A 24,481-nucleotide genomic window follows, 5' to 3' on the forward strand; every position below is an offset into this window, starting at 1 on the left:
TTGTGTGAGTGCCGCCGCAGTCAATCAGCTCGTGCTGACTGCCTGCGTCGCCGAAATCGGAGTTCTGCGTTTTACGCCCGCCGGTCTACCCGCTGTCGATTTGAGACTCGAACACGAGTCGACGATTTCCGAGGCAGGACAGCTCAGGCAGGTTAAAACGGCCCTCAAAGCCGTTGCGTTCGGCGTAGTTGCCGAACGACTCGCAAGGCAGGCTCTTGGAAGTCTCTGGCGTTTTCAGGGTTTCCTCGCCACTCCGGGCAACGGCAAGCATGCGGTTCTACACATCCAGGACTTTCAGCAAGATTAATTTTCGATAAGAGGTCCCCAAATGGCCACGTTCAAGAAATTCAACAAAGACAAGCGCCCGAAGCGCAATACCCAGTCGCTGCTGTTCAAGCGCAAGCGCTTCTGCCGCTTCACCGTCGCTGGTGTCGAAGAAATCGACTACAAGGACATCGACACCCTGCGCGATTTCATCAGCGAAAACGGCAAGATCATTCCCGCTCGCCTGACCGGCACGCGCGCTATCTATCAGCGTCAGCTCAACACTGCGATCAAGCGCGCGCGCTTCCTCGCAATGGTGCCGTACAGCGACCAACACCGCGTCTAAGGAGCAGACAACATGCAAGTCATTCTTCTCGACAAGGTTGTGAACCTCGGTGTGCTGGGCGAGATCGTCAAGGTCAAGGACGGCTACGCACGGAATTTTCTGATTCCTACGGGCCGTGCTCGCCGCGCAACTGAAGCCAACAAGGCCGAATTCGAAGCCAAGCGCGTCGAGCTCGAAAAGGCGGCGGCGGCCAAGTTGGCCGAATCGCAAGCCCAGGGCGAAAAGCTCACAGGCACTACAGTCAAGCTGACGCAGAAGGCTGGCGTTGACGGCCGTCTGTTCGGCTCTGTGACCAACCATGACATCGCTGACGAACTCAACAAGCTCGGCTACAAGGTTGCAAAGTCGCAGGTGCGTATGCCCAACGGTCCGATCAAGATCGTCGGCGACAGCACCGTCAGCGTTGCACTGCATACCGACGTGGTGGTTGAAATCGCCGTGACGGTGTACGGCGAAAGCGCCTGATCGCATTGCGGGCTCACACCCGTGCCAAGAGCCGCCTTCGGGCGGCTTTTTTTTCGGCCGGCCGTGTTGTCCCGCACGCTGCACCGGAAGATCACCGTTTATTCACAGCCTTGTCCACGTGACGCCGAGCGATGCGCGGCTTAGCATGCAGGGTTGCAAGGAACTCAATGTCCGCTGTTTTTTCCTACGCCGATAACGACCCGTCGACAGATCGCCAGATCGCGCAGCTACGCATCCCCCCGCATTCGATTGAAGCCGAATCGAGCGTGCTCGGCGGCCTTCTGCTCGACAACGGCGCTTGGGACCGCATGGGTGACGTTGTGGTGGACAGCGATTTCTATCGGCATGAGCACAAGCTGATCTATGCGGCCATCGGCACGCTGATCAACGCCAGCAAGCCTGCGGACGTGATCACCGTCTACGAGCAGTTGCAGAACCTCGGCAAGGCCGAGGAGATCGGTGGTCTTGCCTATCTCAATTCGCTCGCGCAGTACGTGCCGAGCGCGAGCAACATCCGCCGCTATGCAGAGATCGTGCGCGAGCGCTCGATCTTGCGAAAGTTGGTGAGCGCCAGCGACGAGATCGCGACCAACGCGTTCAACACGCAGGGCAAGCCGGTCGACAAGATCCTGGACGAGGCTGAGCAGAAGATCTTCAATATCGGCGAAGAAGGCTCGCGCATGAAGCAAGGCTTCCAGGGCATGGACTCCCTGGTGGTCGAGTTGCTTGACCGCGTGACCGAGATGGCCGAGAACCCCAACGACATTACTGGTGTCCGCACAGGTTTCTACGAATTCGACAAGATGACCTCGGGCCTGCAGCCGGGCGACATGATCGTGCTGGCCGCACGTCCGTCCATGGGCAAGACGTCGCTGGCAATCAATATTGCCGAGCACGTCGCGCTCAACGAAGGGTTGCCGGTTGCGGTGTTCTCGATGGAAATGGGTGCCTCGCAGCTCGCGGTGCGTATCGTCGGTTCAATCGGGCGAATCGACCAAGGGCACCTGCGGACCGGCAAGCTCACTGACGAAGAATGGCCGCGCTTGACCGAGGCGATCGAGAAGTTGCGCAACGTGTCGCTGCACATCGACGAAACACCGGGTCTCACCACCAGCGAACTGCGCGCCAATGCCCGTCGGCTCGCCCGGCAGTACGGGAAACTTGGCCTGATCGTGGTCGACTACCTTCAGCTGATGAGTGTGTCGAGCAGCATGAACGACGAGAATCGAGCCACCGCCGTTGGTGAAATCTCGCGTGGATTGAAGATGCTGGCGAAGGAGCTCAAATGCCCCGTGATCGCGCTGTCGCAGCTCAGCCGCGGGGTGGAAAGCCGGACTGACAAGCGCCCCATGATGAGCGATCTGCGCGAGTCCGGTGCCATCGAGCAGGACGCCGACATCATCATGTTCATCTACCGCGACGACTACTACGACAAGAACAGCAAAGAGCCGGGCGTCGCCGAAGTGATCATCAGCAAGCACCGGAACGGCCCGACCGGCACCGTCAAGCTTGCATTCCTCAAGCCGCTCACCAAGTTTGAAAATCTCGCCATGGGTAGCGACGATTTTTGATCAGCTGTTTTGGCGCTCGGGCGAATTTGCTTTTTGCGAGTCCGACTGGAGTCGCCGAAGCATGTCGGCCAGGGTTTTGCCTGGTTCGTCGCGAAAACGCTCCGGCAGGACTTCGATCTGATTGATGCGATCGATCCTGAAGCCGCGAAAGTCCTCGCGAAGTTCGCACCAGGCGGAGAAGGTCCATACCTTGCCCCAATAGAAGCAGCCCAGCGGTCGCACTGTGCGCTGGCTCGGCGCTCCGGTGACATCGCGATAGTCCATGCGCAGCTTCTGGCGTGCCTGCACCGCTTCGCGCAATGTCTGCAACCGGGCGCGTGTGCCGTCGTCGAGTGAATACGCTGGCGCATAAAGCGCGAGGCTCTCGGCCGACACGCGCGCCGCAGGCGGCAGTACCGACAGAATTTTTCCCAGCGCCGATTCGATGTCGCGCGCCATGGCAGCATCCACCCAACTCTGCGCCAAGCGCGCCGATGCGACCAATGCCGCGGCTTCGTCCTGGGTGAACATAAGCGGTGGCAGATCGAAGCCCGAGCCTAGTCGATAGCCGACGCCCGCTTCGCCTTCGACCGGCACTCCTTGAAGCTGCAGGTCGGCGATGTCGCGGTAAACGGTGCGTTCGGAAATCTCCAGGCGCTGTGCGAGAAAAGCGGCCGTCGTGAGACGGCGTCCGCGAATGATCTGGACGATCTGGAAAAGGCGGTCGGCACGGCGCATAGCAACGATCAGCTTCCGATCAGCTTCTTCTCGAAGTCTTCGACGAAATAGCGCCGTCCGCGCTGGACCACGGTGTGGCCCTCGGATTCGAGCCGCTGCATGAGTTCATCGAGACCGCCCGGGTATTTGAGATTCAACTCGCCGTTGCCTTTCAGGGTTCGCCAGTACGGAGTGATTTCTGTCAGACCCGCCTTTTTGTCTTCGTCCGCTGCCCGCGCCGCCATGCTCGCGAAGATCGCAGTGGTCACCGCGCAGCCGATGGTTGTGCCGTGTTCACGGGCGAGATGATCGTTGATGCCAAGCACGGTGGCGAGGCGGCCTTCGGGTACCCGCCTCATTGCCGCGTCGACTTCACGCGGCGAGGGTGTCACGATGGTTCCATACCCGAATCGCCCCTGCATGCGTTCCGGAATCGGTTTGACGTTCGGCAGGTGCGCGTAGCCTGCGAGTCGTTCTCGCCAGCTCTTGCCGCGCCTGTCGGGGGTCGATTTCATGTCAGTCCAACTGCACCCCGATGTGGATGGCCACCTGCTCGGGGCCGCTGTAGGCCTCGAAGTCGCTGCGGTAGCAACGTTTGATTTCGGGATGTGCCTCGAAATACTGCCAGATCGTCTGCCACACGGCGAGCACCATTTGCGGCATTTCACCCTGTCCAGTAAAGACCAGGTAGTCGCCGCCTTCGATGCGCACCGCTGCAGGCGCATCAGTGACTGCAACGCCGGTGGTGATGTCGAAGGCACCGTGCGCGTCGGTCTCGTAGCCCGAATAGACGCCGTAGAGGTGCATGTCGGCCTTGCGATTCGGCGTTTTCTCGTAGATGCGCTCGTCGAAGAAGCGGGTCCACAGTGAGCCGATTCGCGCATTTTGCGGATTGGTTTCGTCGCGATTGGTGGTGCGCGTTGTGAGGCCGGCGACGTGGAAGGCATCCAGCCGCTGAAGTTCGGGTTGCATGCTTTTCTCCATGAAGAAATCAAAATTCCAATGACTGGAGGTCGGCGTTCATCGCGCCGGCGATCAGACGAATATCGTGCTCATCGACTTCGAACAGGCCGAAGCGAAACTTGGAACTCCATCGCGTGGGGTCTTCGACGAAGTCGAACCGGTCAATCAGAGGCAGGATCGGTGCTTCGCGCGCTGCCGCGTAACGTACGTCCCGACGCCATGGCACGAAGCCATTGCCCATAGCTGCTTCGTAGGGCGTGTCTCCGTGAACGACACCAATCGACACGAAGCTTTGCAGTTTGTCGGCGCGGCCGAGTTCGGTCGTGGGTGAGTAGTAGGCAACGCGGTCGCCGGCGGAGATGCGTTTGAGGGGCGCGAGCTGGCCGTGCCCCACCTGCATGAAGCCGCCTTTCGGATCGTCGCGGCCGCGACGAGCGTGCTCCGCGCTCGCGACCGCGATCCAATTCTTGCGTGTCATCGCCTTCAGACCAGCGCGTGCAGGCCGACCTCGTTGCCCTCGGTATCGCGCAGATGAGCGAAGAAGCCCATTCCCGCCGGCAATTCGGTTTTCAGGAGAATGACTTGCCCGCCCGCCTCCGCCACGCGCCCAAGTGCGGCATCGATGCTCGGTGCGCAGTCGAGGTAGATGCGGACCCCGCTGCCCGATGCAGCCACCTTGGTGGCGCCGGCCGTCAGGCATCCGCCGGTTGCGGGGCTTTCATACGGAAAGACGGCCATGACGCCGCCGCCGAAATCCTCGCGCTTCAGTGTCCGACCAAGAACCTTTTCGTAGAACGACTGCGCGCGATCCATGTTGGCAACCGGGATTTCGAACCAATTGATGGATGTGGTCATGAGTGGCTTCCTCAAGCAGTGAATGAAGCCCTCATGCTGCGCGACAGCTCCTGACAGCGTGTTGTCAGGAGCGTTGGCAGAGGCAAAAAAGGGCGCCTCAGCGCCCTGGGAGCAAGCGGCTGCGGCCTACAGAACGTCGCTCGCGAAGTCCGCCAGGCGTGAGCGTTCGCCGCGCGCCAGGGTGATGTGCCCGCTGTGCGGCCAACCCTTGAACTTGTCGACCGCGAAAGTCAGGCCCGACGAACCTTCCGTGAGATAGGGTGTATCGATCTGTGCCAGATTGCCCATGCAGATGATCTTGGTGCCAGGACCTGCACGGGTGACCAGCGTTTTCATCTGCTTCGGCGTCAGATTCTGCGCCTCGTCGATGATCACGTACTTGTTGAGGAAGGTACGCCCTCGCATGAAGTTCATGCTCTTGATCTTGATCTTGCTGCGGATCAGCTCATTGGTGGCGGCGCGGCCCCATTCGCCCGCGCCGCCGCCATCGCCCTTGGCGAGGAATTCGAGGTTGTCGTCGAGCGCACCCATCCAAGGGCCCATCTTTTCTTCTTCCGTGCCCGGAAGGAAGCCGATGTCCTCGCCCACGCTCACGGTCGCGCGAGTCATGATGATCTCCGTGTAGCGACGATCGTCGAGGACCTGCGTCAGGCCGGAGGCCAGCGCCATCAACGTCTTGCCAGTCCCTGCCGTGCCGGTCAGTGTGACGAAATCGACTTCGGGATCCATCAGCAGGTTCATCGCAAAGTTCTGCTCGCGATTGCGCGTGTTTACGCCCCAGACCGCGTTCTTGACCGAACCGTAGTCCTTGAGCGTCTTGAGGACAGCCGTCTTGTCCCGAATTTCGGTCACTCGCGCATACATGCTCGGCTCGCCAGGCGCCTCGAAGTAGACGAATTGATTGATGTACAGGTTAGGAACGATGGGTCCGCTGATCCGGTAGAACGTGCTGCTACCGCTCTGCCAGCTTTCGATCGTCTTGCTCTGGCGAGTCCAGAAGTCCGCCGGCAACGCGAGCGACCCGGAATACAGGAGGTCTCCATCTTCCAGGGTCTTGTCGTTTTGGTAGTCGTCGGCGGCGAGGCCGAGCGCGCGTGCCTTGACGCGCATGTTGATGTCCTTCGACACCAGCACTACTTCCTGCTTCGGGCGGCCCGGCGCATCCTTGACGTAGAGGTCGCGCAGCGCCTGGACCACACCCAGAATCTGGTTGTCCGCCTTGCCCTGCGGCAGGCTGGTCGGCAAGGAATAGTCCAGCGGGGCCGTCTGGAAGAACAGCTTGCCGCCGGCCTCGCGGTGACCGGTGGTGTCGAGCTTCAACCCCTTGCCGATGTCGGCGCCTTGCGCGGCGGCCAGTGCATCGAGGGTACGGCTGGTCTGGCGGCCGTTCCGTGCGACTTCCGTTGTCCCTTTTTTATGGCCGTCGAGTTCTTCCAGGACGATCATCGGCAGGAAGATGTCGTGCTCCTCGAAGCGGAAGAGGCACATCGGGTCGTGCAGCAGCACATTGGTATCCAGAACGAAAAGCTTGGCGGGGCCATTCGCCTTGCTGCGTTTGGAGCGAGTGTGGCCTTGCTGCTCCGGGACGAGCGCGCTTGCGCGTGGCTCTATGCGACGAGGCGGCGCTTCTTGCGGTACAGGTGCAGGCGTCTTCGCCCTGGGCAGCGGCGGTGCTTCAATGGCGCCTCCGCCTTCGGCGGCGTGCCGGTCGAACAGTTCAAGTGGCCGAGGCCCGTTCGTTCCGGCTTCTTCCGACCTGCGATCAGAGGAGCGACGGCCACTCCTTCCGTGCGAGGAGCGGGCCGGTGCATCGTGTGCGTCCGGCGAAAGCAATGCGGCGCGTTTTGTAGGGGCGGGGGGCAGAGGCATGGGGCGGTTTGCTCGCAAAAGTGGAGGGGCCAGAAAGCGAAAAAGCCGCCTGAAGACCTGGGCGGCTTTGTTCGGTGGATGCGGTCGCGGAGCTCAACGGCATGGGGCCATTATGCACATCGCGTGTGTCGCCTCCTGTGTTCGTTGCGCGCCGCCAACGCGACTGCGCAAAACCTCACACACTTTGCAGATCAGGCTGCTTTCTTGAGCGCCTTGACAGCTTTGAGCACGTCGTCAACGTGGCCTGGGACCTTGAGCCCGCGCCATTCCGCCTTCAGCACACCATCGGCGCCGATGAGAAAGGTGCTGCGCTCGATGCCCTTGACTTTCTTGCCGTACATGATCTTGTTCTTGACCACGCCGAACATGTGACACATCTTTTCTTCGGTGTCTGCGATCAGTTCGAAGGGAAGTTCGAGCTTGGCCTTGAATTCGTCGTGCGACTTCATGTTGTCGCGCGACACGCCGAACACCGTAGCGCCGGCTTTTTCGAAATCCTTGTATCGGTCCCTGAACTGCATGGCTTCGGTGGTGCAGCCTGGCGTGTTGTCCTTGGGATAAAAGTACATGACCAGAACGTGGCCGAGATGAGAGGTGTTCGAGACCTTCAGGCCGCCGGTGGCATTGGCGTCGAATTCGGGGATGGGTTTGTTGACAACGATCGCCATGAAACTTGTTTTCTCCGTTTGATTCCATGCCCGCCCACATCGGATGCGTCGGGTTCATGGAGGATTGGTCGTTGCTAACTGAGGGCTGGCCGCCGGTTTGCAACCCGCGATTTTACCTCGAAAAGCCTCCTACTGCCCAGCGGCAGGCCTCTCGACCAACAGGGCCGCCACGACGTGCCGTCCTTCGCTCGCGAGGATGTTGTAGGTGCGGCAGGCTGCGGGCGTATCCATGGTTTCTACGCCGGTGCGCTGCGCCATGAGCGGTTGAAGCCAGGCGGCCTGCGGAAAACGGATGCGCCCACCGCTGCCGAAGATGATCAATTCGGCACCCAGGGAGGCCAACTGGGCGAAGTGTTCTGGGCCCAGTTGATCGAAACGGCTGCAATCCCATTCGAAACGCTCGCCGCGAGAGCCAACGACGACGCTCGATTCAACCCGTTCGTTGTTGATGGCCACCCAGCCCGGGCCGTGTGCAGTGAGTGTCTGGACGTCGGATTTGTCGGGCTGGAGCTTCATCTGGAGGGGCGGGGAACTGTGGTCAAATTATAGGTTTTCCCCTGCGCTGACCCCCTTGGAGGGACTTTGAAACCGCTGAAGAAATCGGCCAAGCTGGCCAATGTGCTCTACGACATCCGCGGTCCGATCATGGACGCCGCCAAGCAGATGGAGGAAGAGGGCCAGAAGATCATCAAGCTCAACATCGGCAACCTCGCCGTGTTCGGCTTCGATGCGCCTGAAGAGGTCCAGCAGGACATGATCCGCAACCTGCCGGCCTCGGCCGGCTATTCGGATAGCAAGGGTATTTTTGCGGCACGCAAGGCCGTGATGCACGAGACGCAGAAGCAGGGCATCGCGGGCGTGACGCTGGACGATATCTATCTCGGCAACGGTGCCAGCGAACTGATCGCCATGGCCACCAACGCGCTGCTCAACGACGGTGACGAGTTGCTGCTGCCGACGCCGGACTATCCCCTCTGGACCGCCGTCGCCAGCCTGTCGGGCGGCAAGCCGGTGCACTACCTCTGCGACGAGGACAACGGCTGGATGCCGAGCCTCGACGACATTCGCTCCAAGATCACTTCCCGCACCAAGGGGATCGTGGTCATCAACCCGAACAATCCGACGGGTGCGCTGTATTCCACCGACTTGCTAAAGGGCATCGTGGCTATTGCGCGCGAGCACGGGCTCGTGATCTTCGCCGACGAGGTTTACGACAAGGTGCTGTACGACGGCGTCAAGCACACCGCCATCGCGAGCCTGTCGACGGATGTGCTCACGCTCACTTTCAATTCGCTGTCCAAGAGCTACCGCTCGTGCGGCTATCGGTCAGGCTGGGTCGTGGTGTCAGGCGACAAGAAGTTGGCGCGCGACTATATCGAGGGGCTGAACATGCTCTCGAACATGCGCCTGTGCGCCAACGTGCCGGGCCAGTGGGCGATCCAGACGGCGCTGGGCGGCTATCAGAGCATCAACGACCTTGTGGGCGCCGGTGGCCGGCTGCGTCGTCAGCGGGATCTGGCTTACGAGTTGATCACGGCGATTCCGGGCGTGACTTGCGTCAAGCCTAGCGCAGCGCTCTACATGTTCCCGAAACTCGATCCGAAGGTTTACCCGATCGAGGATGACCGCCAGTTCTTCCTCGACTTGCTGAAGGAAACCAAGGTGATGCTCGTGCAGGGCACCGGCTTCAACTGGCCGACACCGGACCACTTCCGTATCGTGTTCCTGCCTCACGAAGAAGACCTGCGCGAAGCTGTCGGGCGTATCGCCGGTTTCCTCGAGCGCTATCGAACCCGGCTCGCCTGAGCGTCCGAGCGCCAGGTCTTTCCGAACATCCTTGCTTTCCAAGACGAACCCATGAAACCCATTCAAGTTGGCCTGCTCGGCATCGGCACGGTCGGTAGCGGCACCTTCAACGTGCTCCAGCGCAACCAGGAAGAGATCAAGCGTCGCGCGGGCCGTGGCATCGAGATCACGATGGTTGCGGACCTCGACACGGTGCGCGCCGAGGCCGTGGTCGGCGACAGCGTGAAAGTGGTCGGCGACGCACGTGAGGTGATCGCCAACCCCGACATCGACATCGTGATCGAACTGATCGGCGGCTACGGCATCGCCAAACAACTGGTGCTCGAGGCGATCGCTGCCGGCAAGCACGTGGTGACGGCCAACAAGGCCCTGCTTGCGGTGCACGGCACCGAGATCTTCGCGGCCGCGCACGACAGGGGTGTGATGGTGGCGTTCGAAGCCGCCGTGGCGGGCGGAATCCCGATCATCAAGGCGCTGCGTGAAGGCCTTACGGCCAACAGCATCCAGTGGATCGCCGGGATCATCAACGGCACCACCAATTTCATCCTGTCGGAGATGCGTGACAAGGGTCTGGACTTCGCCACCGTGCTGAAAGAAGCGCAACGCCTGGGCTATGCCGAGGCCGATCCGACCTTCGACATCGAGGGCGTCGACGCCGCGCACAAGGTCACGCTGATGAGCGCCATCGCTTTCGGCATCCCGGTGCAGTTCGACAAGGCCCACGTCGAGGGCATCACGAAGTTGGCCGCACAGGACATCAAGTATGCCGAGCAACTTGGTTACCGCATCAAGCTGCTGGGCGTGACCAAACGCGTGGCGCAGGGCATCGAGTTGCGCGTGCATCCAGCACTGGTGCCGTCCAAACGATTGCTTGCCAACGTCGAGGGGGCCATGAACGCGGTGGTGGTCAACGGCGACGCCGTCGGCACCACGCTCTACTACGGCAAGGGCGCCGGCAGCGAGCCGACCGCCAGCGCGGTGATCGCCGACCTCGTCGATATCGCGCGACTGCACACGGCCGACGCGGCGCATCGTGTTCCTCACCTTGCCTTCCATCCGGATGCGATGAGCGACCTGAAGGTCCTGCCGATGTCCGAGGTGGTGACCAGCTACTACCTGCGCTTGCGCGTGGCCGACGAGGCCGGCGTGCTCGCGAAGGTCACCGGTTTGCTGGCCAATGCCGGCATCAGCATCGATGCAGTGCTGCAGCGCGAAGCGGACGAAGTGGGCGGCGAAGGTTCGACGCAGACCGACCTGATCATCCTGACGCACGACACCCGCGAAGGCACGCTCGACGCCGCGCTGGTCGAGTTGCAGGCCCTGCCGACCGTGCTGGCGCCGATCGTTCGGCTTCGCAAGGAAGAGCTGTCCTGATGCGCTACCTTTCCACGCGCGGCCACCCCGACCGCCGCCGCTTCTGCGAAATCCTCCTGGAAGGCCTCGCGCCCGACGGCGGTTTGTACCTGCCCGAGCAATACCCCGCAGTCGACGCCGCCTTGCTAGCCAAATGGCGGGGACTGAGCTATGCCGAACTCGCCTTCGAGATCCTCTCGCTCTACATCGACGACATCCCGTCGCCCGATCTGAAAGCCATCTGCGCCAAGACCTATACCGCCGAGGTGTTCGGTACCGCGGAGATCGTGCCGCTGCGCGAACTGGAAGACGGCGTCTACCTCGAAGCGCTGTCCAACGGCCCGACGCTGGCCTTCAAGGACATGGCGATGCAACTGCTCGGCAACTTGTTCGAGTACGAACTGGCCCGTCGCGGTGAAGAGCTGAACATCCTCGGCGCGACGAGCGGAGACACCGGCAGCGCTGCCGAATACGCGATGCGTGGGAAGAAGGGCGTGCGCGTCTTCATGACCTCGCCCGACGGCCGCATGAGTCCTTTCCAGCAGGCGCAGATGTTCAGCCTGCAGGACGCGAACATCCACAACCTCGCGATCACAGGCGTTTTCGACGATTGCCAGGACATCGTCAAGGCTGTGTCGAACGACCTGGCCTTCAAGCGCAAGTACAAGATCGGCACTGTCAATTCGATCAACTGGGCGCGGCTGCTGGCGCAGGTTGTCTACTACTTTGCCGGCTATTTCCAGGCTACACCAGCCCCCACCCTCGGCACCGGCGTGTCCTCGCTGCCCCCCGAGGGGGTTCTTTCGTCTTGGGGCGGCCCGGCGACGAAAGGCAGCAACGACAAGCAGGTGAGCTTCACGGTGCCCTCGGGCAACTTCGGCAATGTCTGCGCCGGTCACGTGGCTCGCATGATGGGGCTGCCGATTCGCACCCTCGTGGTTGCGACCAACGAGAACGACGTGCTCGACGAGTTCTTCCGTACCGGCGTCTACCGTGTGCGCTCGGCGGCCGACACACACGAGACGTCGAGTCCATCGATGGATATTTCCAAGGCCAGCAATTTCGAGCGTTTCATGTTCGATCTCGTGGGGCGCGATGCGGTCAAAGCGCGTGGCCTGTTCGAAGGCGAACTTGGCCGTGCCGGCCGCTTCGACCTGAGCGGGGACCCGGACTTTGCACAGGCTGCGACGCGCTTCGGCTTTGCCAGCAGCCGCAGCACGCACGCGGACCGGCTTGCGACCATCCGTGATACCGACAAGCGCTTCGCCACGCTGATCGACACGCACACGGCCGACGGCCTGAAGGCCGCGCGCGAACATCTCACACCGGGCGTGCCGATGATCGTCCTTGAGACCGCACTGCCGATCAAGTTCGCCGAGACCATCGTCGAGGCGCTGGGCCACGAGCCCGAGCGGCCGGCGCGCTTCCAGGGGATCGAGGCACTTCCCAAACGGGTCGTCAAGCTGCCGGCCAATGTCGAAGCAGTCAAGACCTATATCGCCACACACTGCGACTGACGCCGCAGGACGCATGAAAGTCATCGGCTTCGCGGGCTTCTCGGGAGCGGGAAAGACGACGCTGGTCGAGCAACTCATCCCTGCGCTCAAGCGCAAAGGTCAGCGCGTTTCGGTGGTCAAGCATGCCCACCACAAGTTCGACATCGACCATCCCGGCAAGGACACGTACCGCCATCGCGAAGCGGGCGCCTTCGAGGTCGTGGTCGCATCGGACAAGCGGCTCGCGCTCATTCGCGAGTTCGAGCAGCCGACCCAGCTCGATGTGCATGACCTGATCGCTGAACTCGACGGGCGTGTCGACTGGGTGCTGGTCGAAGGCTTCAAGCACAGCGATCTGCTCAAGATCGAGGTGTGGCGAGAACCGGCGGAAGGCGAGGAGCCGCGACCGGCGCGCTATACCGAAGATCGCTTTATTGTCGGCATCGCGACCGACACGCCGGACAGGCTGCCCCAGCACACTGAATTGCCGATCTTTGACCTCGACGACATCGATGGCATCTGCGCGTGGCTGCTGCTGCATACCGATCGTTTCGACTACAAGGTGAATCACCATGGCTGAGACTTCCTCGCGCCCCCCCCTGATGGCCCTCGACGAGGCGCTGGCTCGCCTGCTGGCTGCGGCTTCGCCGTTGCTCGGCGCAGAGAGTGTTTCGACCTTCGATGCCGACGGCCGCGTGCTGGCGCAAGACGTCACGTCGGGCCTCACAGTGCCGCCTCGCGACAACAGCTCGATGGATGGCTACGCGGTTCGCGCGGGTGATTGCGCCGCGGCTGGCGCCGTCATGCGAGTGGCCCAGCGCATTCCGGCCGGGACCGTCGGCACGCCTCTCGAGGCCGGCACTGCCGCACGTATCTTCACGGGCGCACAGATCCCCGAAGGGGCCGATGCAGTAGTGATGCAGGAAGACACGAGCGCGTTGCCCGAAGAGGGCGGTCTTGGCAGCGTGCGGATAGACATCGTGCCGACCGCCGGGCAGTGGATCCGCCGTGCCGGTGAAGACGTTGCCGCCGGCGACGTGGTGCTGTCGAAAGGCGAACGGCTCACGCCCGCAGGGCTAGGCTTGGCCGCGAGTGTGGGCCTGGCCAAGCTTCTGGTTTCGAGGCGGCCGCGTGTTGCCCTGCTGTCGACCGGCGACGAACTCGTCATGCCGGGCGAGGTTGCACCCGGAGCGATGAAAGCGGGTTCCATCTACAACTCCAACCGTTTCTTCATGCGGGCGCTGCTGAAGCGATTCGGCTGCGAGGTCAACGATCTCGGCATCGTGCCGGATCGCCGCGAAGCGACCATCGAGGCGCTGCGCGAGGCGGCGCTCCACAACGACCTGATCATCACCACCGGCGGTGTCTCCGTCGGCGAGGAAGATCACATCAAGGCGGCGGTGCAGCATCTGGGCCAACTGGATCTCTGGTCGCTGTCGATGAAGCCCGGCAAACCCTTCGCCTACGGGCGAATCGGCAATGCCCACCTCACCGGCCTGCCAGGCAATCCGGTGTCGAGTTTCCTGACTTTCCTGCTGCTGGTGCGACCGTTCCTGCTCACCCTCCAGGGTGCGAAACGCGTGGCGGTCGAGCCTGTCGCGATGCGCGCTGATTTCGACTGGCCGCGCGCCGACCGGAGGCGCGAATTCCTGCGTGCGCGGCGCAACGCAGCGGGCGGCCTTGACGTCTTCTCGAACCAGAGTTCCGGTGTGTTGACCTCGACCGTCTGGGGCGATGGCGTGATTGATACGCCCGCCAGCCAGCCATTCAAAGCGGGAGACACGGTGCAGTTCATTCCCTTCGCGTCGCTGCTGGCCTGAACATGAAGGTCAACGTTCGCTACTTCGCCTCGGTGCGCGAGGCGCTCGGAACCGGCGCCGAGTCCATCGAAACCGACGCGCGGGACCTCGGCGCGCTGCGCAATGAACTCATCGCGCGCGGCGAACCGCACGCCAGCGTTCTCGCGCGAGGCCGGGTCGTGCGGATGGCGCTCGACCAGATCATGAGCGGCGAGAGTGCCCCGCTGCGCGACGGCAGCGAGGTCGCCTTCTTCCCGCCCGTCACTGGCGGCTGATCGAGGCCTGGATTTCCAGCAGGCGTTCGCGCAAGTCGGCGGGCGCGCGCGTCATCGGCGAACGCAACTCGTCGAGCAGCAAGCCCTCGTGAGCCAGAACGGCCTTCAGCGGCCCCGGGTTTGCATCCGCGAACAGTGATTCGATGAGCGGCAGCAGTGGGCTCCACATCTGCCGCGCTTGTGTCAGCTTCCCCTCGCGAAGCATGCGAATCACGTTGACGAAGCGCTCAGTCTGCAGGTGGGCGCTGGCGGCAATCGCACCCGCACCGCCTTCGGCGACGGTGCTGAAGATCTGGCCATCCTCCCCTGCGAGCACCTGGAGCCGGCCGTCTGCGATCAGGGCTCGGGTCTTCGCCGCATCGCCACCGCAGTCCTTGATCGCCCGGATGCGTGGATGCGCCGCAAGCGTAAGGAGCGTCTCGCGCGTTGTTGAAACCCCGGTGCGGTAAGGGATGTCGTAGATCAGGATGGGTGCCGCGCTGGCGTCCGAGATGGCACGGAACCAATCCAGCAGGCCAGCCTGCGAGGGCCGGATGTAGCTCGGCGCAGGCACAAGCACGCCGGCGATTTCTTGCTCGCCCAGTCGTCGCACCCAAGCTAGCGTCTTGCCGAGGTGGTAGCCGGAAATCCCCATGATCCGCGGCGTGGCGGGCGCGGCGCGGGCGACGGTCGCCAGAACTTCCAGTTGCTCGCTCTCGTCGAGCGCGGCCGCTTCGCCCGTCGAGCCGCAGACCACGAAGCCCGCAATGCCAGTGGGCGCAAGCCGCTCGACCAGGCGCTTCAGCGCGACATGGTCCACCGCACCGTCACGGAATGGCGTGACCAGCGGAATCCAGAGTCCGGAGAAATCGGGGGAGGGTGATGTGTCTTGCACGCAAGTTTCCTTTCGGGAGTCGACCGATGGAAGAAACCACCGTCGGATGCGCGCACACAACCAGCTTCGGCCCGGGCCTTGCAGTTCCGTCGCTCATCCGACGACGGAACCGAAGCTCCGGTCAGACGAGCTTGGGTTTTTTGGCTTTGCCTTGCAGGCGCGTGCAAGCCTGTTCTTCGCGAGAAGAAGGGAAGCGTTGCAGGGTGCTGGAAGGCATCGCGCGAGTCTATCGCAGTGCCACAATCCACGACATGGCTGCCGCACGCGTTTCGATTCAAGTGGAAAACTTCGACCTTCAAAGGGAGATCGCCATGCTCCGCGGCGGCGATGCACGCGTCGGCGCGGTTTGCAGCTTCATCGGCACGGTACGCGACCGGAATGACGGCAGCGCGGTCGCTTCGATGGAACTCGAGCACTATCCCGGCATGACCGAGAAGGCGATCGAAGCCATGATCGACGAGGCCCATCGGCGCTTCGACATCCTCGGCGCGCGGGTGGTCCATCGCGTGGGGCTGCTGCAGCCGCAGGACCAGATCATGATGGTGGCGGTGATTTCCGCGCATCGCGGCCAGTGCTTCCAGGCTTGCGAGTTCCTCATGGACTATCTCAAGACCCAGGCGCCGTTCTGGAAAAAGGAACAGACGCCCGAAGGCGCCCGCTGGGTCGATGCCAGGGTCGACGACGATGCGGCGCTGGCGCGCTGGGGCATCGTCGTCAACAACGCCTGATCGGCTTACTGCGGCGTGAAGCCGCTTTCCTTGATGATCTGCGCCCAGGTCTGCGTGTAGCTCCGCACGCGGCCGGCGAACTGGCCCTGCGGCATGAAGCCTACAGTGAGGCCCATGGCTGTGAGTCGGTCGCGCACATCAGGCATCGCGAGCACCTTGGCCAGCGCATTGTTGAAGCGGTCGATGACTGGCTGCGGCGTGCCGACCGGTGCAAAGATGCCGTAGTAGGGCAGGTCTTCCAGGCCAGCAAGCCCGAGTTCGGCGAAAGTGGGCACCTGCGGCAGGACGGCTTGGCGCTTGTCGCCGATGACGGCCACGACGCGGATCTTCCCGGCCTTCTGGTTTTCGATGAAGTCGGGGATGGAACCGATGCCGGCCGCGATCTGGTTGCCCAGCATGTCGGACATCATCGGCGCGCTGCCGCGATAGGGCGCGGCCTGCAGGTCGAGCTTGTACTTGGCGCCGACCAGCTTGACCAGGAATTCGGGGATCGATGCCGGCGCCGGCACGCCGATCGTGTCCTTGCCGCCGCGTTGGTTCCTGACCCAGGCCACATATTCGTTCATCGACTTGGCCGGCGTTCCTCCCGAAACGGCCAGCGCATTGGCGAAAGTCGCAAAACCGGAGACGGGCACGAAGTCGTGTGCTGGGTCGAAGCCCGGGTTCTTCACCACCTGCGGCAGGATCGAGATCGTATGGTCGTGTGTCAGGAAGAGAGTGTGGCCGTCCGCTGGCGAACCCTTGAGCACCTGTGCCGCGATCTGCCCGCCGGCGCCGGCGCGGTTGTCCACCACGATCGACGTGCCCAGTTCGTCCTTGAGCTTGTCCGCCAGCATGCGCGCAATGACGTCGGTGCCGCCGCCCGCCGGAAAACCGACCAGCAGGCGTATCGGCGTTGAGGACATCTGCGCGGACGCCATGCCGCCGGCGGCCAGCAGGCCTGCCGCGAAAACGCCGAGCATCAGGCGCCTGGCGCCACCCCATGTTGACTTGAACATCTATCGACTCCAAAGATTGCTGGTGTAAAAAAATCCGGGCGGTCTTGATATCGCCTCGGAACAGCCCTATTTTGAATGCAGGAATCAAGCCATGCGTCAAGACAAACTCACCACCAAATTCCAGGAAGCCCTCGCCGACGCTCAGTCGCTCGCATTGGGCAACGACAACGCCTATATAGAACCCGTCCATTTGCTGGTCGCCATGCTGCGCCAGGACGATGGTCCGCGCGCGTTGCTGGAGCGAGCCGGGGCCAACGTGCCCGGATTGCTTCAAGCCGCCGAAGTGGTCATCAAGAAGCTGCCGCAGGTACAAGGCCATGACCAGGTCCAGGTCGGCCCCGAACTTGGCAAGCTGCTGCAGGCGACAGAGAAAGAGTCCATCAAACGCAATGACCAGTTCATCGCCAGCGAACTCTTTCTGCTCGCCGTGGCGGACAGCAAGGCCGACATCGGCAATCTCGCGCGCAGCCACGGCGTGACGCGCAAGTCGCTCGAGGCCGCCATCGACGCGGTTCGCGGCGGGCAGGGCGTGAACAGCGCCGATGCCGAAGGCCAGCGCGAGGCGCTCAAGAAATACTGCCTCGACCTCACCGAGCGCGCGCGGCTGGGCAAGCTCGACCCCGTCATCGGCCGCGACGAAGAGATTCGCCGCGCCATTCAGGTACTCCAGCGTCGCACCAAGAACAATCCTGTGTTGATCGGCGAGCCGGGCGTCGGCAAGACGGCGATCGTCGAAGGCCTTGCGCAGCGCATCGTCGCTGGCGAGGTGCCCGATTCGCTCAAGGGCAAGCGCGTGCTGTCGCTCGACATGGCGGCGCTGCTTGCGGGCGCCAAGTACCGCGGTGAATTCGAGGAGCGCTTGAAGAGCGTGCTCAATGAGCTCGCCAAGGACGAAGGCCAGACCATCGTCTTCATCGACGAGCTCCACACCATGGTCGGCGCGGGCAAGGCCGAAGGCGCGATGGATGCCGGCAACATGCTCAAGCCCGCGCTTGCACGGGGTGAACTGCATTGCGTCGGTGCGACCACGCTCGACGAATACCGCAAGTACATCGAGAAGGACGCCGCGCTGGAGCGCCGCTTCCAGAAGATCCTCGTGGGCGAACCGAGTGTGGAGGCGACGGTCGCGATCTTGCGCGGCCTGAAGGAAAAGTACGAGGTCCACCACGGTGTCGACATCACCGACCCGGCGATCGTTGCCGCGGCCGAGTTGTCTGACCGCTACGTCACCGACCGCTTCCTGCCCGACAAGGCGATCGATCTGATCGACGAGGCGGCAGCCAAGATCAAGATCGAGATGGATTCCAAGCCCGAGGTCATGGACCGGCTCGACAGGCGCCTGATCCAACTGCAGATCGAACGCGAAGCCGTGCGTCGCGAGAAGGACGAAGCCTCGCAGAAGCGCTTCGCGCTGATCGAGGAGGACATCGCCCGTCTGCAGAAGGAAATCGCCGACCTCGACGAGATCTGGCAGGCCGAGAAGGCGCAGGCCCAAGGCAGCGCGCAGATCCGCGAAGAGATCGACAAGATCAAGTTCCAGATCGCCGAATTCACGAGCAAGGGTGACTTCAACAAGGTGGCCGAGCTTCAGTACGGCAAGCTGCCGGGGCTGGAGAAACGCCTGAAGGAAGCGCAGGAGACCGAAGCCGACAAGGGCAAGTCCAGCGCGCCGAAGTTGCTGCGCACGCAGGTCGGTGCGGAGGAAATCGCCGAAGTCGTGGCGCGCGCCACGGGCATTCCGGTGTCCAAGCTGATGCAGGGCGAGCGCGACAAGCTGCTCATGATGGAAGACAAGCTGCACGAGCGCGTGGTCGGCCAAGACGAGGCCATCGGTGCGGTTGCCAATGCAATCCGCCGCTCGCGCTCCGGTCTGTCGGACCCGAACCGTCCCACCGGCTCCTTTCTGTTCCTCGGCCCGACGGGCGTGGGCAAGACCGAGCTGTGCAAGGCCTTGGCTGGCTTCTTGTTTGACAGCGAGGATCACCTGATCCGCGTCGACATGAGCGAGTTCATGGAGAAGCATTCGGTCGCGCGCCTGATCGGCGCGCCGCCCGGCTACGTGGGCTATGAAGAGGGCGGCCACCTGACCGAAGCCGTGCGCCGCAAGCCCTACAGCGTGCTGCTGCTCGACGAGGTGGAGAAGGCACATCCCGATGTCTTCAACATCCTGCTGCAAGTGCTCGACGACGGCCGGCTCACGGACGGCCAGGGCCGCACCGTGAACTTCAAGAACACGGTGATCGTCATGACCAGCAACATCGGCTCGCCGATCATCCAGTCGATGGTGGGTCGGCCGTCCGAGGAGATCAAGGACGCTGTCTGGGACGAGTTGAAGAACTACTTCAGGCCTGAGTTCCTGAACCGCATCGACGAGACGGTGGTGTTCCATGCGCTCGACGCGAAGAACATCGAGGCGATCGCCGCGATCCAGCTGAAGGTGTTGCAGGAGCGCTTGGCGAAGATGGATCTGGGGCTGGAGGTGTCGCCGGCTGCATTGGCTGAAATCGCAAAGGTCGGTTTCGACCCGGTGTTCGGTGCGCGGCCGCTCAAGCGGGCAATCCAGCAGCGCATCGAGAATCCGTTGTCGAAGCTGCTGCTCGACGGCACCTTCGGGCCGAAGGACACGATCGTCGTGACCACCGATCCGATCCGCGCCCCCGGCCAGTTCAGCTTCGGCACGGCCGGGGAACCAAGGGCCGAGGCCGTGGCCTAAGAGCGATGGTCAATTTTCTCGTCCGCCTGATTCTGTTCTTGTTCGGCCTCGTGTTCGCGGTCAGCCTGGCCGTTGCCGTGCTCTTGCTGGCGATGGTCTGGGGTCTGCGTTACGCCTGGGCTCGGCTCACCGGGAAGCCGGTGACGCCCTGGGTCATGCGCTTCGACCCGCGCGGCGGTTTCGACCGCTTCCGCGCGGCGGGGCGCCCGCATGAGCCGACGGCGGCCGATGTCGCGGGCGCGCGAGCGCGAGGGCAAGCGACCGACAGTCCGGTGCGCCTGGTTGAGCCTGGCAGTGTGACCGACGTGCCGGTCAAGCCTGCGCGCGGCGAGTGACCGTCTCCATGCTGCGGGCCTCGGTCCTGGTCGAACCCGCAGAGGTCGAGTTCAGCGCCATTCGCGCGCAAGGCGCCGGCGGCCAGAACGTCAACAAGGTGTCCAGCGCGGTGCATCTGCGCTATGACATCCCCGCCAGTTCGCTTCCCGAAGACGTCAAGGTGCGACTGCTCGCATCGCGCGACAGCCGCATCACGAGCGAGGGCGTTCTCGTGCTCAAGGCGCAGCGGCATCGAAGCCAGGACATGAATCGCGCCGATGCGCTTGCGCGTCTGCAGGAACTGGTCGATGGCTTTGCAACGCCGCCACGCGTGCGGCGCGCCACGAAGCCGACCTATGGCTCGCGCCAGCGGCGGCTCGAAGGCAAGAGCCAGCGCTCGGCGATCAAGAGCCTGCGTGGGCCAGTGAAGGATTGAGGTCGATCTGCGGTTCGGCCATCGCAACGTTGCGCTCGATGGCCGCCAGCGCTTCGCCATCGGTCCGGTAACTGAAGAGCATGGGACCCGGCGCGAGCAACCCGGCCCGTTCGAGCACCTGTTGCGCAGGCAGCTTGAGCCCCGAGACGTGCAGCCGCACCCCCTGCGATTCGAGCAGCCGGCGGATGCTCCCGAAGACCTCTGCGCCCGTGATGTCCACGCGGTTGATCGGGTATGCGAACAGGCAGACGTCGGTCAGACCTGGCCGCTCGGCCAGCGCCACGGTGACCGCGCGTTCGAGCGTGCTCGCCGACGCGAAGTCCAGTTCGGCATCCATGCGCAGCGCATAAAGATTGGGCGCGAGCAGCGGCAAATGCCACAGATGCCGGTCGCGCAAGCTGCCGTCGGGATGCAACCCCACCTCGATGATCCGCGGATGGAGATGGCGGTACATGTAGTGCGCCAGCGCCGCGAGAAGGCCGCCGAGCACACCCCAGTAGATCGACGGCGCCGTTGCAATCGTGAGCGCGAAGGTCGCCAGCGCGATCGCCGCTTCGATGCGCGAGATTCGCCATAGTGCGACGAACGCCGAAGGGCGCAATAGCCCAAGGGTCGCCGTTGCCACGATGGAAGCCAGCACCGCCTGCGGCACGTGATAGAGCAGCGGCATGGCCCACAGCAAGGCGGCCGCAACCACCGCCACGCTGAACAACGTCGACCACTGCGTCTTGGCGCCGGCGTAGAGCGTGATGGCCGATCGAGAAAAAGATGAACTGGTGGGGAATGCCCCGGTGAGCCCCGATGCAATCTTGCCGAGACCCTGGCCGATCAGATCCTGGTTTTCGTTCCACAGCTTGCCGGCGCGGGCGTTGTCGACCTTGGCGCTCGATGCCGTCTCCAGGAAGCTTACGAGCGTGATGAGGAACGCGGGCAACAGCAGGTTGCCCAGGTCGTTCATCGACAGTCCGCCAGGCCAGTAGAAGGATGGCAGCCCCGAGGGCAGCTTGCCGATGACGGCGCCACCGCGCAGCGCATAGTCGACGGCCGCGCTGATGGCCGCCGCCGCCGCGACGAGGGCCATGGTGGTCGGAAAGCGCGGCGCCATGCGCTTGCCCAACCACAGCGCTGCCATCCCGCCGAGGCCGAACGCGATGGCAATGAAATCCGGCGGCGGTCCGTGCAGCAATTGCGCGTAGGAGCGCCCTGTGAAGCCCAGCAGCGCCGGCAACTGCGACAGTGTGATGAGCACCGCCGCACCTTGCGTGAAGCCCATCAGCACGGGCGAATTGACCATGCGCAGCAGCCAGCCGAATCGCGCTGCGCCCAGCACCACCTGCATCACGCCGGACAGCAACGTCAGCCAGACGGCGAGGGCCACCCATTCGCTGCTACCCGGAATCGCCAGCGGCGCGAGCGATGCGCCGACCAAGAGGCTCGTCAGCGCCGTGGGCCCCACGGACAGTCGAGCCGACGAACTGAAAAGGACGGCGATCAACGCGGGCAGGAGCGCGGCATAAACGCCGGTGACCAGCGGCATGCCCGCCAGCGCTGCGTAAGCCACACCCTGTGGGATGACCATGAGCGCGACCGTGACGCCGGCAGCGGCTTCATTCACGAGCAGGGCGCGGTCAGGGCGCGGCCACGCCAGAAAAGGAAGCCAGCGCGCGAGCCGGTCGCGGTTCACGGCCATGGCTTCAAGACGCAAGGGGTTGGAAAGTGCACCTGTCGATGATACGTACCAAGGGAAGGCGGACTTTGTGCGGCGCTACGGCCGTCGCTTGTGCTGGAACGCCGTGGGCGACTGGCCGGTGGCCGCCTTGAACATCGCGCAGAAGGCGCTATCGGTGGCATAGCCGCTGGCGGATGCAACCTGGCTCACCGCCATGCCGCGTGCCAGCAGCGGCAGCGCATGCGCGAGCACCGCCTGCTGGCGCCACTGCTGCCAGCTCATGCCGAGCTGGTCGCGAAACAGCCGCGCCACCGTCCGTTCGCTGGCGCCAATGGCGTCGGCGCGCTCGGCGAGGGTGGCGCGGTTGGCGGGATTGCGCAGGAGGGCCTCGCACAACTGGCGCAGGCGCTTGTCGGCGGGCAGCGGCACATCGATGCGGATTTGCGTCGCGCGTTCGAGTTCGTCCACGAGCAGCGGAGCGATCCATCGCTCGCGTTGCGCAGCATGCGGGTCGGCGGGCGGCAGCCCATCAGGCGTGGTGTCGAGGGCCAGCATCAGCGCACGCAGCAACGGGCTGATTTCGAGCACTTCGCATTTCTCCCATACCGGGCCCAGCCAGCTGTGGAGGTACACCGTACGCAGTTCGGCGTCCTCGATCAGCGTGATGCTGTGCGACATGTCGGCCGGTACCCAGAGCGCCCGGGACGGCGGCACGATGTAGCTTCCGTCTTCCGTGCTCAGGCGGATCACGCCGCGGGTCGAGAAAGTCAGTTGCGGCCAGGGATGCCTGTGTAGTTCGACCAGCGTGTCTGCCTTCAGGAAATGTTCCTTGGCGCGCAACGGGCGCAGCGCGTCCGGTGCATAGAGATGGGGCGTGAGCGGGCCGACGCTGACGGAAGGCGCTGTGCCGGGCGGGGGCGTGCGCCTGGACGGCGTGTCAACGGGCGCCTGGGCCTGGGCGGCTGTAGACGGCATAGTTTCGACAAATGTTGTCTCTGTATCGCCATTCTGCCGCGTCGAGCCGGCTTAGGATCGGTGCCCAACCCAGATTCTTGTTGCAATCCATGTCTTCCTCCAACGCGACTGCCGCCGCCACACCCTCGCTGGGTTCGGACGCCAAGTTGATCGGCCTCGTCGGCCTCGCGCATGCCGTCAGCCATTTCAGCCAACTCATCCTGCCGCCGCTGTTCCCGTGGCTGAAAGACGCGTTCAACGTGAGCTACACCGAACTCGGTGCCGTGCTGACGGTGTTCTTCGTCGTCTCGTGCATGGTGCAGGCAGCGTCGGGTTTCATCGTTGACAAACTGGGTCCTCGCCCGGTGCTGTTCGTGGGGCTTGGCGTGCTGAGCCTGGCTGCCTTTGGCTACGCCACGGCGCAAAGCTATTGGATGCTGCTGCTCTGCGCGGTGGCAGCGGGGGTGGGCAACGGCGTGTTCCATCCGGTCGACTACACGCTCTTCAATCGCAAGGTGGCGCCCACGCGCCTGGGTCACGCCTATAGCGTGCATGGCATCACCGGCAGCCTGGGCTGGGCGCTGGCACCGGCCTTCGTAGTGCCGCTGGCCATGGCCTTCTCGTGGCGCGTGGCGCTGGCTTCGGCCGGCGCGTTGGCTGTCGTGGTGCTGCTCATCCTGTGGGCCAACCGCAGCGTGCTGTCGCTCGACGTGAAGGCTGTGCACAAGGCGACCGGGTCCGACGCGGCCGGCAGCGAGTTTGCTTTCCTCAAGATCCCAGCCGTATGGATGTGCTTCGGGTTTTTCTTTTTCTACGCGATGGCCTTGAGCGTCGTGCAGACCTTCGCTCCGGCAGCGGCTGGGCGGCTGCATGCGGTTCCGGTGACGCTGATCGCGATCTGCCTGACGGTCTACATGGTCGCGAGTGCAGCAGGCATGGTGGTCGGCGGTTTCCTGGCGTCGGACCCGTCGCGTTGCGAGCGCATCGTGGGCGCGGGCTTCGGCGTCGCGGCAGCCATCGCGCTCGTGCTGGCGTTCGCCGACTTCGCGCCTTTCCTGGTGCCGGTGATGTTCGGCGCCATGGGATTCGCGGCGGGCATCGCCGGGCCCTCGCGCGACCTGCTGGTCAAGCGCTCGACGCCGGCCAACGCGTCCGGGCGTGTCTACGGCGTGGTTTATGCCGGACTCGACATTGGACAGGCTTTCGCGCCGCTGATCTTCGGTCGGCTGATGGACCACGGCCAGTACGCAAGCGTGATCATCGGCCTCGCGATGGTGCAGGGCGTGCTGATCGTGAGCGCATTCAATGTGCGTCGCGTGCGACGCGAGGCGCTCGTCCCCGCGTCCGCCTGAACCACGCCGGCAGCCG

Annotated in this window: 27 protein-coding genes; 15 read left to right on the forward strand and 12 right to left on the reverse strand. The window is 63.5% G+C overall.

Annotated elements, in window-relative coordinates; genetic code table 11:
- The first annotated feature begins 4 nt into the window (after positions 1–4).
- The 4 genes from priB to dnaB all read left to right on the forward strand — a co-directional run bounded on the left by priB (position 5) and on the right by dnaB (position 2,646).
- Entirely contained in the window at positions 5–307 is a 303-nt protein-coding gene (gene priB / locus AC1DHL_RS07690; protein WP_478097136.1) for a primosomal replication protein N, read from the forward strand.
- Between the two features lie 21 nt (positions 308–328).
- Complete coding sequence (gene rpsR, locus AC1DHL_RS07695) at positions 329–610, forward strand: 30S ribosomal protein S18 (protein WP_007830781.1); 282 nt, start codon at positions 329–331, stop codon at positions 608–610.
- 12 nt (positions 611–622) lie between these two features.
- A complete protein-coding gene (rplI, locus tag AC1DHL_RS07700; RefSeq protein ID WP_478097134.1) occupies positions 623–1,075 on the forward strand; it encodes a 50S ribosomal protein L9 in 453 nt (150 codons plus the stop codon).
- 167 nt (positions 1,076–1,242) lie between these two features.
- Positions 1,243–2,646 carry a replicative DNA helicase gene (dnaB, locus tag AC1DHL_RS07705; protein ID WP_478097133.1) on the forward strand — a complete coding sequence of 468 codons (1,404 nt, stop codon included), beginning with the start codon at positions 1,243–1,245 and terminating at the stop codon, positions 2,644–2,646.
- Here the strand turns inward: dnaB and AC1DHL_RS07710 are convergent, their stop codons facing one another.
- The 8 genes from AC1DHL_RS07710 to AC1DHL_RS07745 all read right to left on the reverse strand — a co-directional run bounded on the left by AC1DHL_RS07710 (position 2,647) and on the right by AC1DHL_RS07745 (position 8,213).
- Positions 2,647–3,363, reverse strand: a complete 717-nt coding sequence (locus AC1DHL_RS07710; RefSeq protein WP_478161588.1) for a helix-turn-helix transcriptional regulator — start codon at positions 3,361–3,363, stop codon at positions 2,647–2,649.
- Positions 3,364–3,371: 8 nt separating this feature from the next.
- On the reverse strand, positions 3,372–3,857 hold the full coding sequence (locus tag AC1DHL_RS07715) for an MGMT family protein (protein ID WP_478161589.1): 486 nt from the start codon (positions 3,855–3,857) through the stop codon (positions 3,372–3,374).
- Position 3,858: 1 nt separating this feature from the next.
- Positions 3,859–4,314 (reverse strand): GyrI-like domain-containing protein, encoded by a 456-nt coding sequence (locus tag AC1DHL_RS07720; RefSeq protein ID WP_478161590.1) that lies wholly within the window; start codon positions 4,312–4,314, stop codon positions 3,859–3,861.
- A 19-nt stretch (positions 4,315–4,333) separates the two neighbouring features.
- Entirely contained in the window at positions 4,334–4,783 is a 450-nt protein-coding gene (locus AC1DHL_RS07725; protein ID WP_478097127.1) for an EVE domain-containing protein, read from the reverse strand.
- Positions 4,784–4,788: 5 nt separating this feature from the next.
- Entirely contained in the window at positions 4,789–5,160 is a 372-nt protein-coding gene (locus AC1DHL_RS07730) for a VOC family protein (RefSeq protein ID WP_478097125.1), read from the reverse strand.
- A gap of 126 nt (positions 5,161–5,286) precedes the next feature.
- Positions 5,287–7,029 carry a PhoH family protein gene (locus tag AC1DHL_RS07735; RefSeq protein WP_478097123.1) on the reverse strand — a complete coding sequence of 581 codons (1,743 nt, stop codon included), beginning with the start codon at positions 7,027–7,029 and terminating at the stop codon, positions 5,287–5,289.
- Positions 7,030–7,220: 191 nt separating this feature from the next.
- Positions 7,221–7,697 carry a peroxiredoxin gene (locus AC1DHL_RS07740; protein WP_021006537.1) on the reverse strand — a complete coding sequence of 159 codons (477 nt, stop codon included), beginning with the start codon at positions 7,695–7,697 and terminating at the stop codon, positions 7,221–7,223.
- A gap of 129 nt (positions 7,698–7,826) precedes the next feature.
- Positions 7,827–8,213: an Mth938-like domain-containing protein gene (locus tag AC1DHL_RS07745; protein ID WP_478097121.1), complete on the reverse strand. Its 387-nt coding sequence runs from the start codon at positions 8,211–8,213 to the stop codon at positions 7,827–7,829.
- A gap of 66 nt (positions 8,214–8,279) precedes the next feature.
- Here AC1DHL_RS07745 and AC1DHL_RS07750 point away from each other — a divergent pair, with 66 nt between their 5' ends.
- The 6 genes from AC1DHL_RS07750 to moaD are packed head-to-tail and all read left to right on the forward strand — an operon-like array spanning position 8,280 to position 14,426.
- On the forward strand, positions 8,280–9,503 hold the full coding sequence (locus AC1DHL_RS07750; protein ID WP_478097119.1) for a pyridoxal phosphate-dependent aminotransferase: 1,224 nt from the start codon (positions 8,280–8,282) through the stop codon (positions 9,501–9,503).
- Positions 9,504–9,554: 51 nt separating this feature from the next.
- Positions 9,555–10,877: a homoserine dehydrogenase gene (locus AC1DHL_RS07755; protein ID WP_478161591.1), complete on the forward strand. Its 1,323-nt coding sequence runs from the start codon at positions 9,555–9,557 to the stop codon at positions 10,875–10,877.
- Positions 10,877–12,373, forward strand: coding sequence for a threonine synthase (locus tag AC1DHL_RS07760; RefSeq protein ID WP_478161592.1), 1,497 nt, complete (start codon positions 10,877–10,879; stop codon positions 12,371–12,373). The genes AC1DHL_RS07755 and AC1DHL_RS07760 overlap by 1 nt, the downstream gene beginning before the upstream one ends.
- Before the next feature lie 13 nt (positions 12,374–12,386).
- Entirely contained in the window at positions 12,387–12,932 is a 546-nt protein-coding gene (gene mobB / locus AC1DHL_RS07765) for a molybdopterin-guanine dinucleotide biosynthesis protein B (RefSeq protein WP_478097113.1), read from the forward strand.
- Positions 12,925–14,172: a molybdopterin molybdotransferase MoeA gene (locus AC1DHL_RS07770; RefSeq protein ID WP_478161593.1), complete on the forward strand. Its 1,248-nt coding sequence runs from the start codon at positions 12,925–12,927 to the stop codon at positions 14,170–14,172. Before mobB ends, AC1DHL_RS07770 begins: the two co-directional genes overlap by 8 nt.
- A gap of 2 nt (positions 14,173–14,174) precedes the next feature.
- A complete protein-coding gene (moaD, locus tag AC1DHL_RS07775) occupies positions 14,175–14,426 on the forward strand; it encodes a molybdopterin converting factor subunit 1 (protein WP_478097109.1) in 252 nt (83 codons plus the stop codon).
- Here the strand turns inward: moaD and dapA are convergent.
- A complete protein-coding gene (gene dapA / locus AC1DHL_RS07780; RefSeq protein ID WP_478161594.1) occupies positions 14,413–15,300 on the reverse strand; it encodes a 4-hydroxy-tetrahydrodipicolinate synthase in 888 nt (295 codons plus the stop codon). The genes moaD and dapA overlap by 14 nt on opposite strands.
- Positions 15,301–15,551: 251 nt before the next feature.
- On the opposite strand from dapA, the gene AC1DHL_RS07785 reads away from it, so the two are divergent.
- Positions 15,552–16,028, forward strand: a complete 477-nt coding sequence (locus AC1DHL_RS07785) for a molybdenum cofactor biosynthesis protein MoaE (RefSeq protein WP_478161595.1) — start codon at positions 15,552–15,554, stop codon at positions 16,026–16,028.
- A gap of 5 nt (positions 16,029–16,033) precedes the next feature.
- On the opposite strand, the gene AC1DHL_RS07790 is transcribed toward AC1DHL_RS07785, so the two are convergent.
- The gene (locus AC1DHL_RS07790) at positions 16,034–17,026 is read right to left on the reverse strand and encodes a Bug family tripartite tricarboxylate transporter substrate binding protein (RefSeq protein WP_478161596.1); all 993 of its coding nucleotides are present in this window, start codon (positions 17,024–17,026) and stop codon (positions 16,034–16,036) included.
- Between the two features lie 91 nt (positions 17,027–17,117).
- Here AC1DHL_RS07790 and clpB point away from each other — a divergent pair, with 91 nt between their 5' ends.
- The 3 genes from clpB to arfB are packed head-to-tail and all read left to right on the forward strand — an operon-like array spanning position 17,118 to position 20,490.
- Positions 17,118–19,739, forward strand: a complete 2,622-nt coding sequence (gene clpB, locus AC1DHL_RS07795) for an ATP-dependent chaperone ClpB (protein WP_478161597.1) — start codon at positions 17,118–17,120, stop codon at positions 19,737–19,739.
- 5 nt (positions 19,740–19,744) lie between these two features.
- Complete coding sequence (locus AC1DHL_RS07800) at positions 19,745–20,074, forward strand: hypothetical protein (protein ID WP_478097099.1); 330 nt, start codon at positions 19,745–19,747, stop codon at positions 20,072–20,074.
- Positions 20,075–20,082: 8 nt separating this feature from the next.
- Complete coding sequence (arfB, locus tag AC1DHL_RS07805; protein ID WP_478097528.1) at positions 20,083–20,490, forward strand: alternative ribosome rescue aminoacyl-tRNA hydrolase ArfB; 408 nt, start codon at positions 20,083–20,085, stop codon at positions 20,488–20,490.
- Here the strand turns inward: arfB and AC1DHL_RS07810 are convergent.
- Positions 20,459–22,180 carry a SulP family inorganic anion transporter gene (locus AC1DHL_RS07810; RefSeq protein WP_478161598.1) on the reverse strand — a complete coding sequence of 574 codons (1,722 nt, stop codon included), beginning with the start codon at positions 22,178–22,180 and terminating at the stop codon, positions 20,459–20,461. The two genes, arfB and AC1DHL_RS07810, sit on opposite strands and share 32 nt — an antisense overlap.
- A 75-nt stretch (positions 22,181–22,255) precedes the next feature.
- A complete protein-coding gene (locus AC1DHL_RS07815) occupies positions 22,256–23,134 on the reverse strand; it encodes an AraC family transcriptional regulator (protein WP_478097095.1) in 879 nt (292 codons plus the stop codon).
- An 89-nt stretch (positions 23,135–23,223) separates the two neighbouring features.
- On the opposite strand from AC1DHL_RS07815, the gene AC1DHL_RS07820 reads away from it, so the two are divergent.
- A complete protein-coding gene (locus tag AC1DHL_RS07820) occupies positions 23,224–24,465 on the forward strand; it encodes an MFS transporter (RefSeq protein ID WP_478161599.1) in 1,242 nt (413 codons plus the stop codon).
- Positions 24,466–24,481 lie beyond the last annotated feature (16 nt).

Source organism: Variovorax sp. 10L426 (assembly GCF_056395305.1).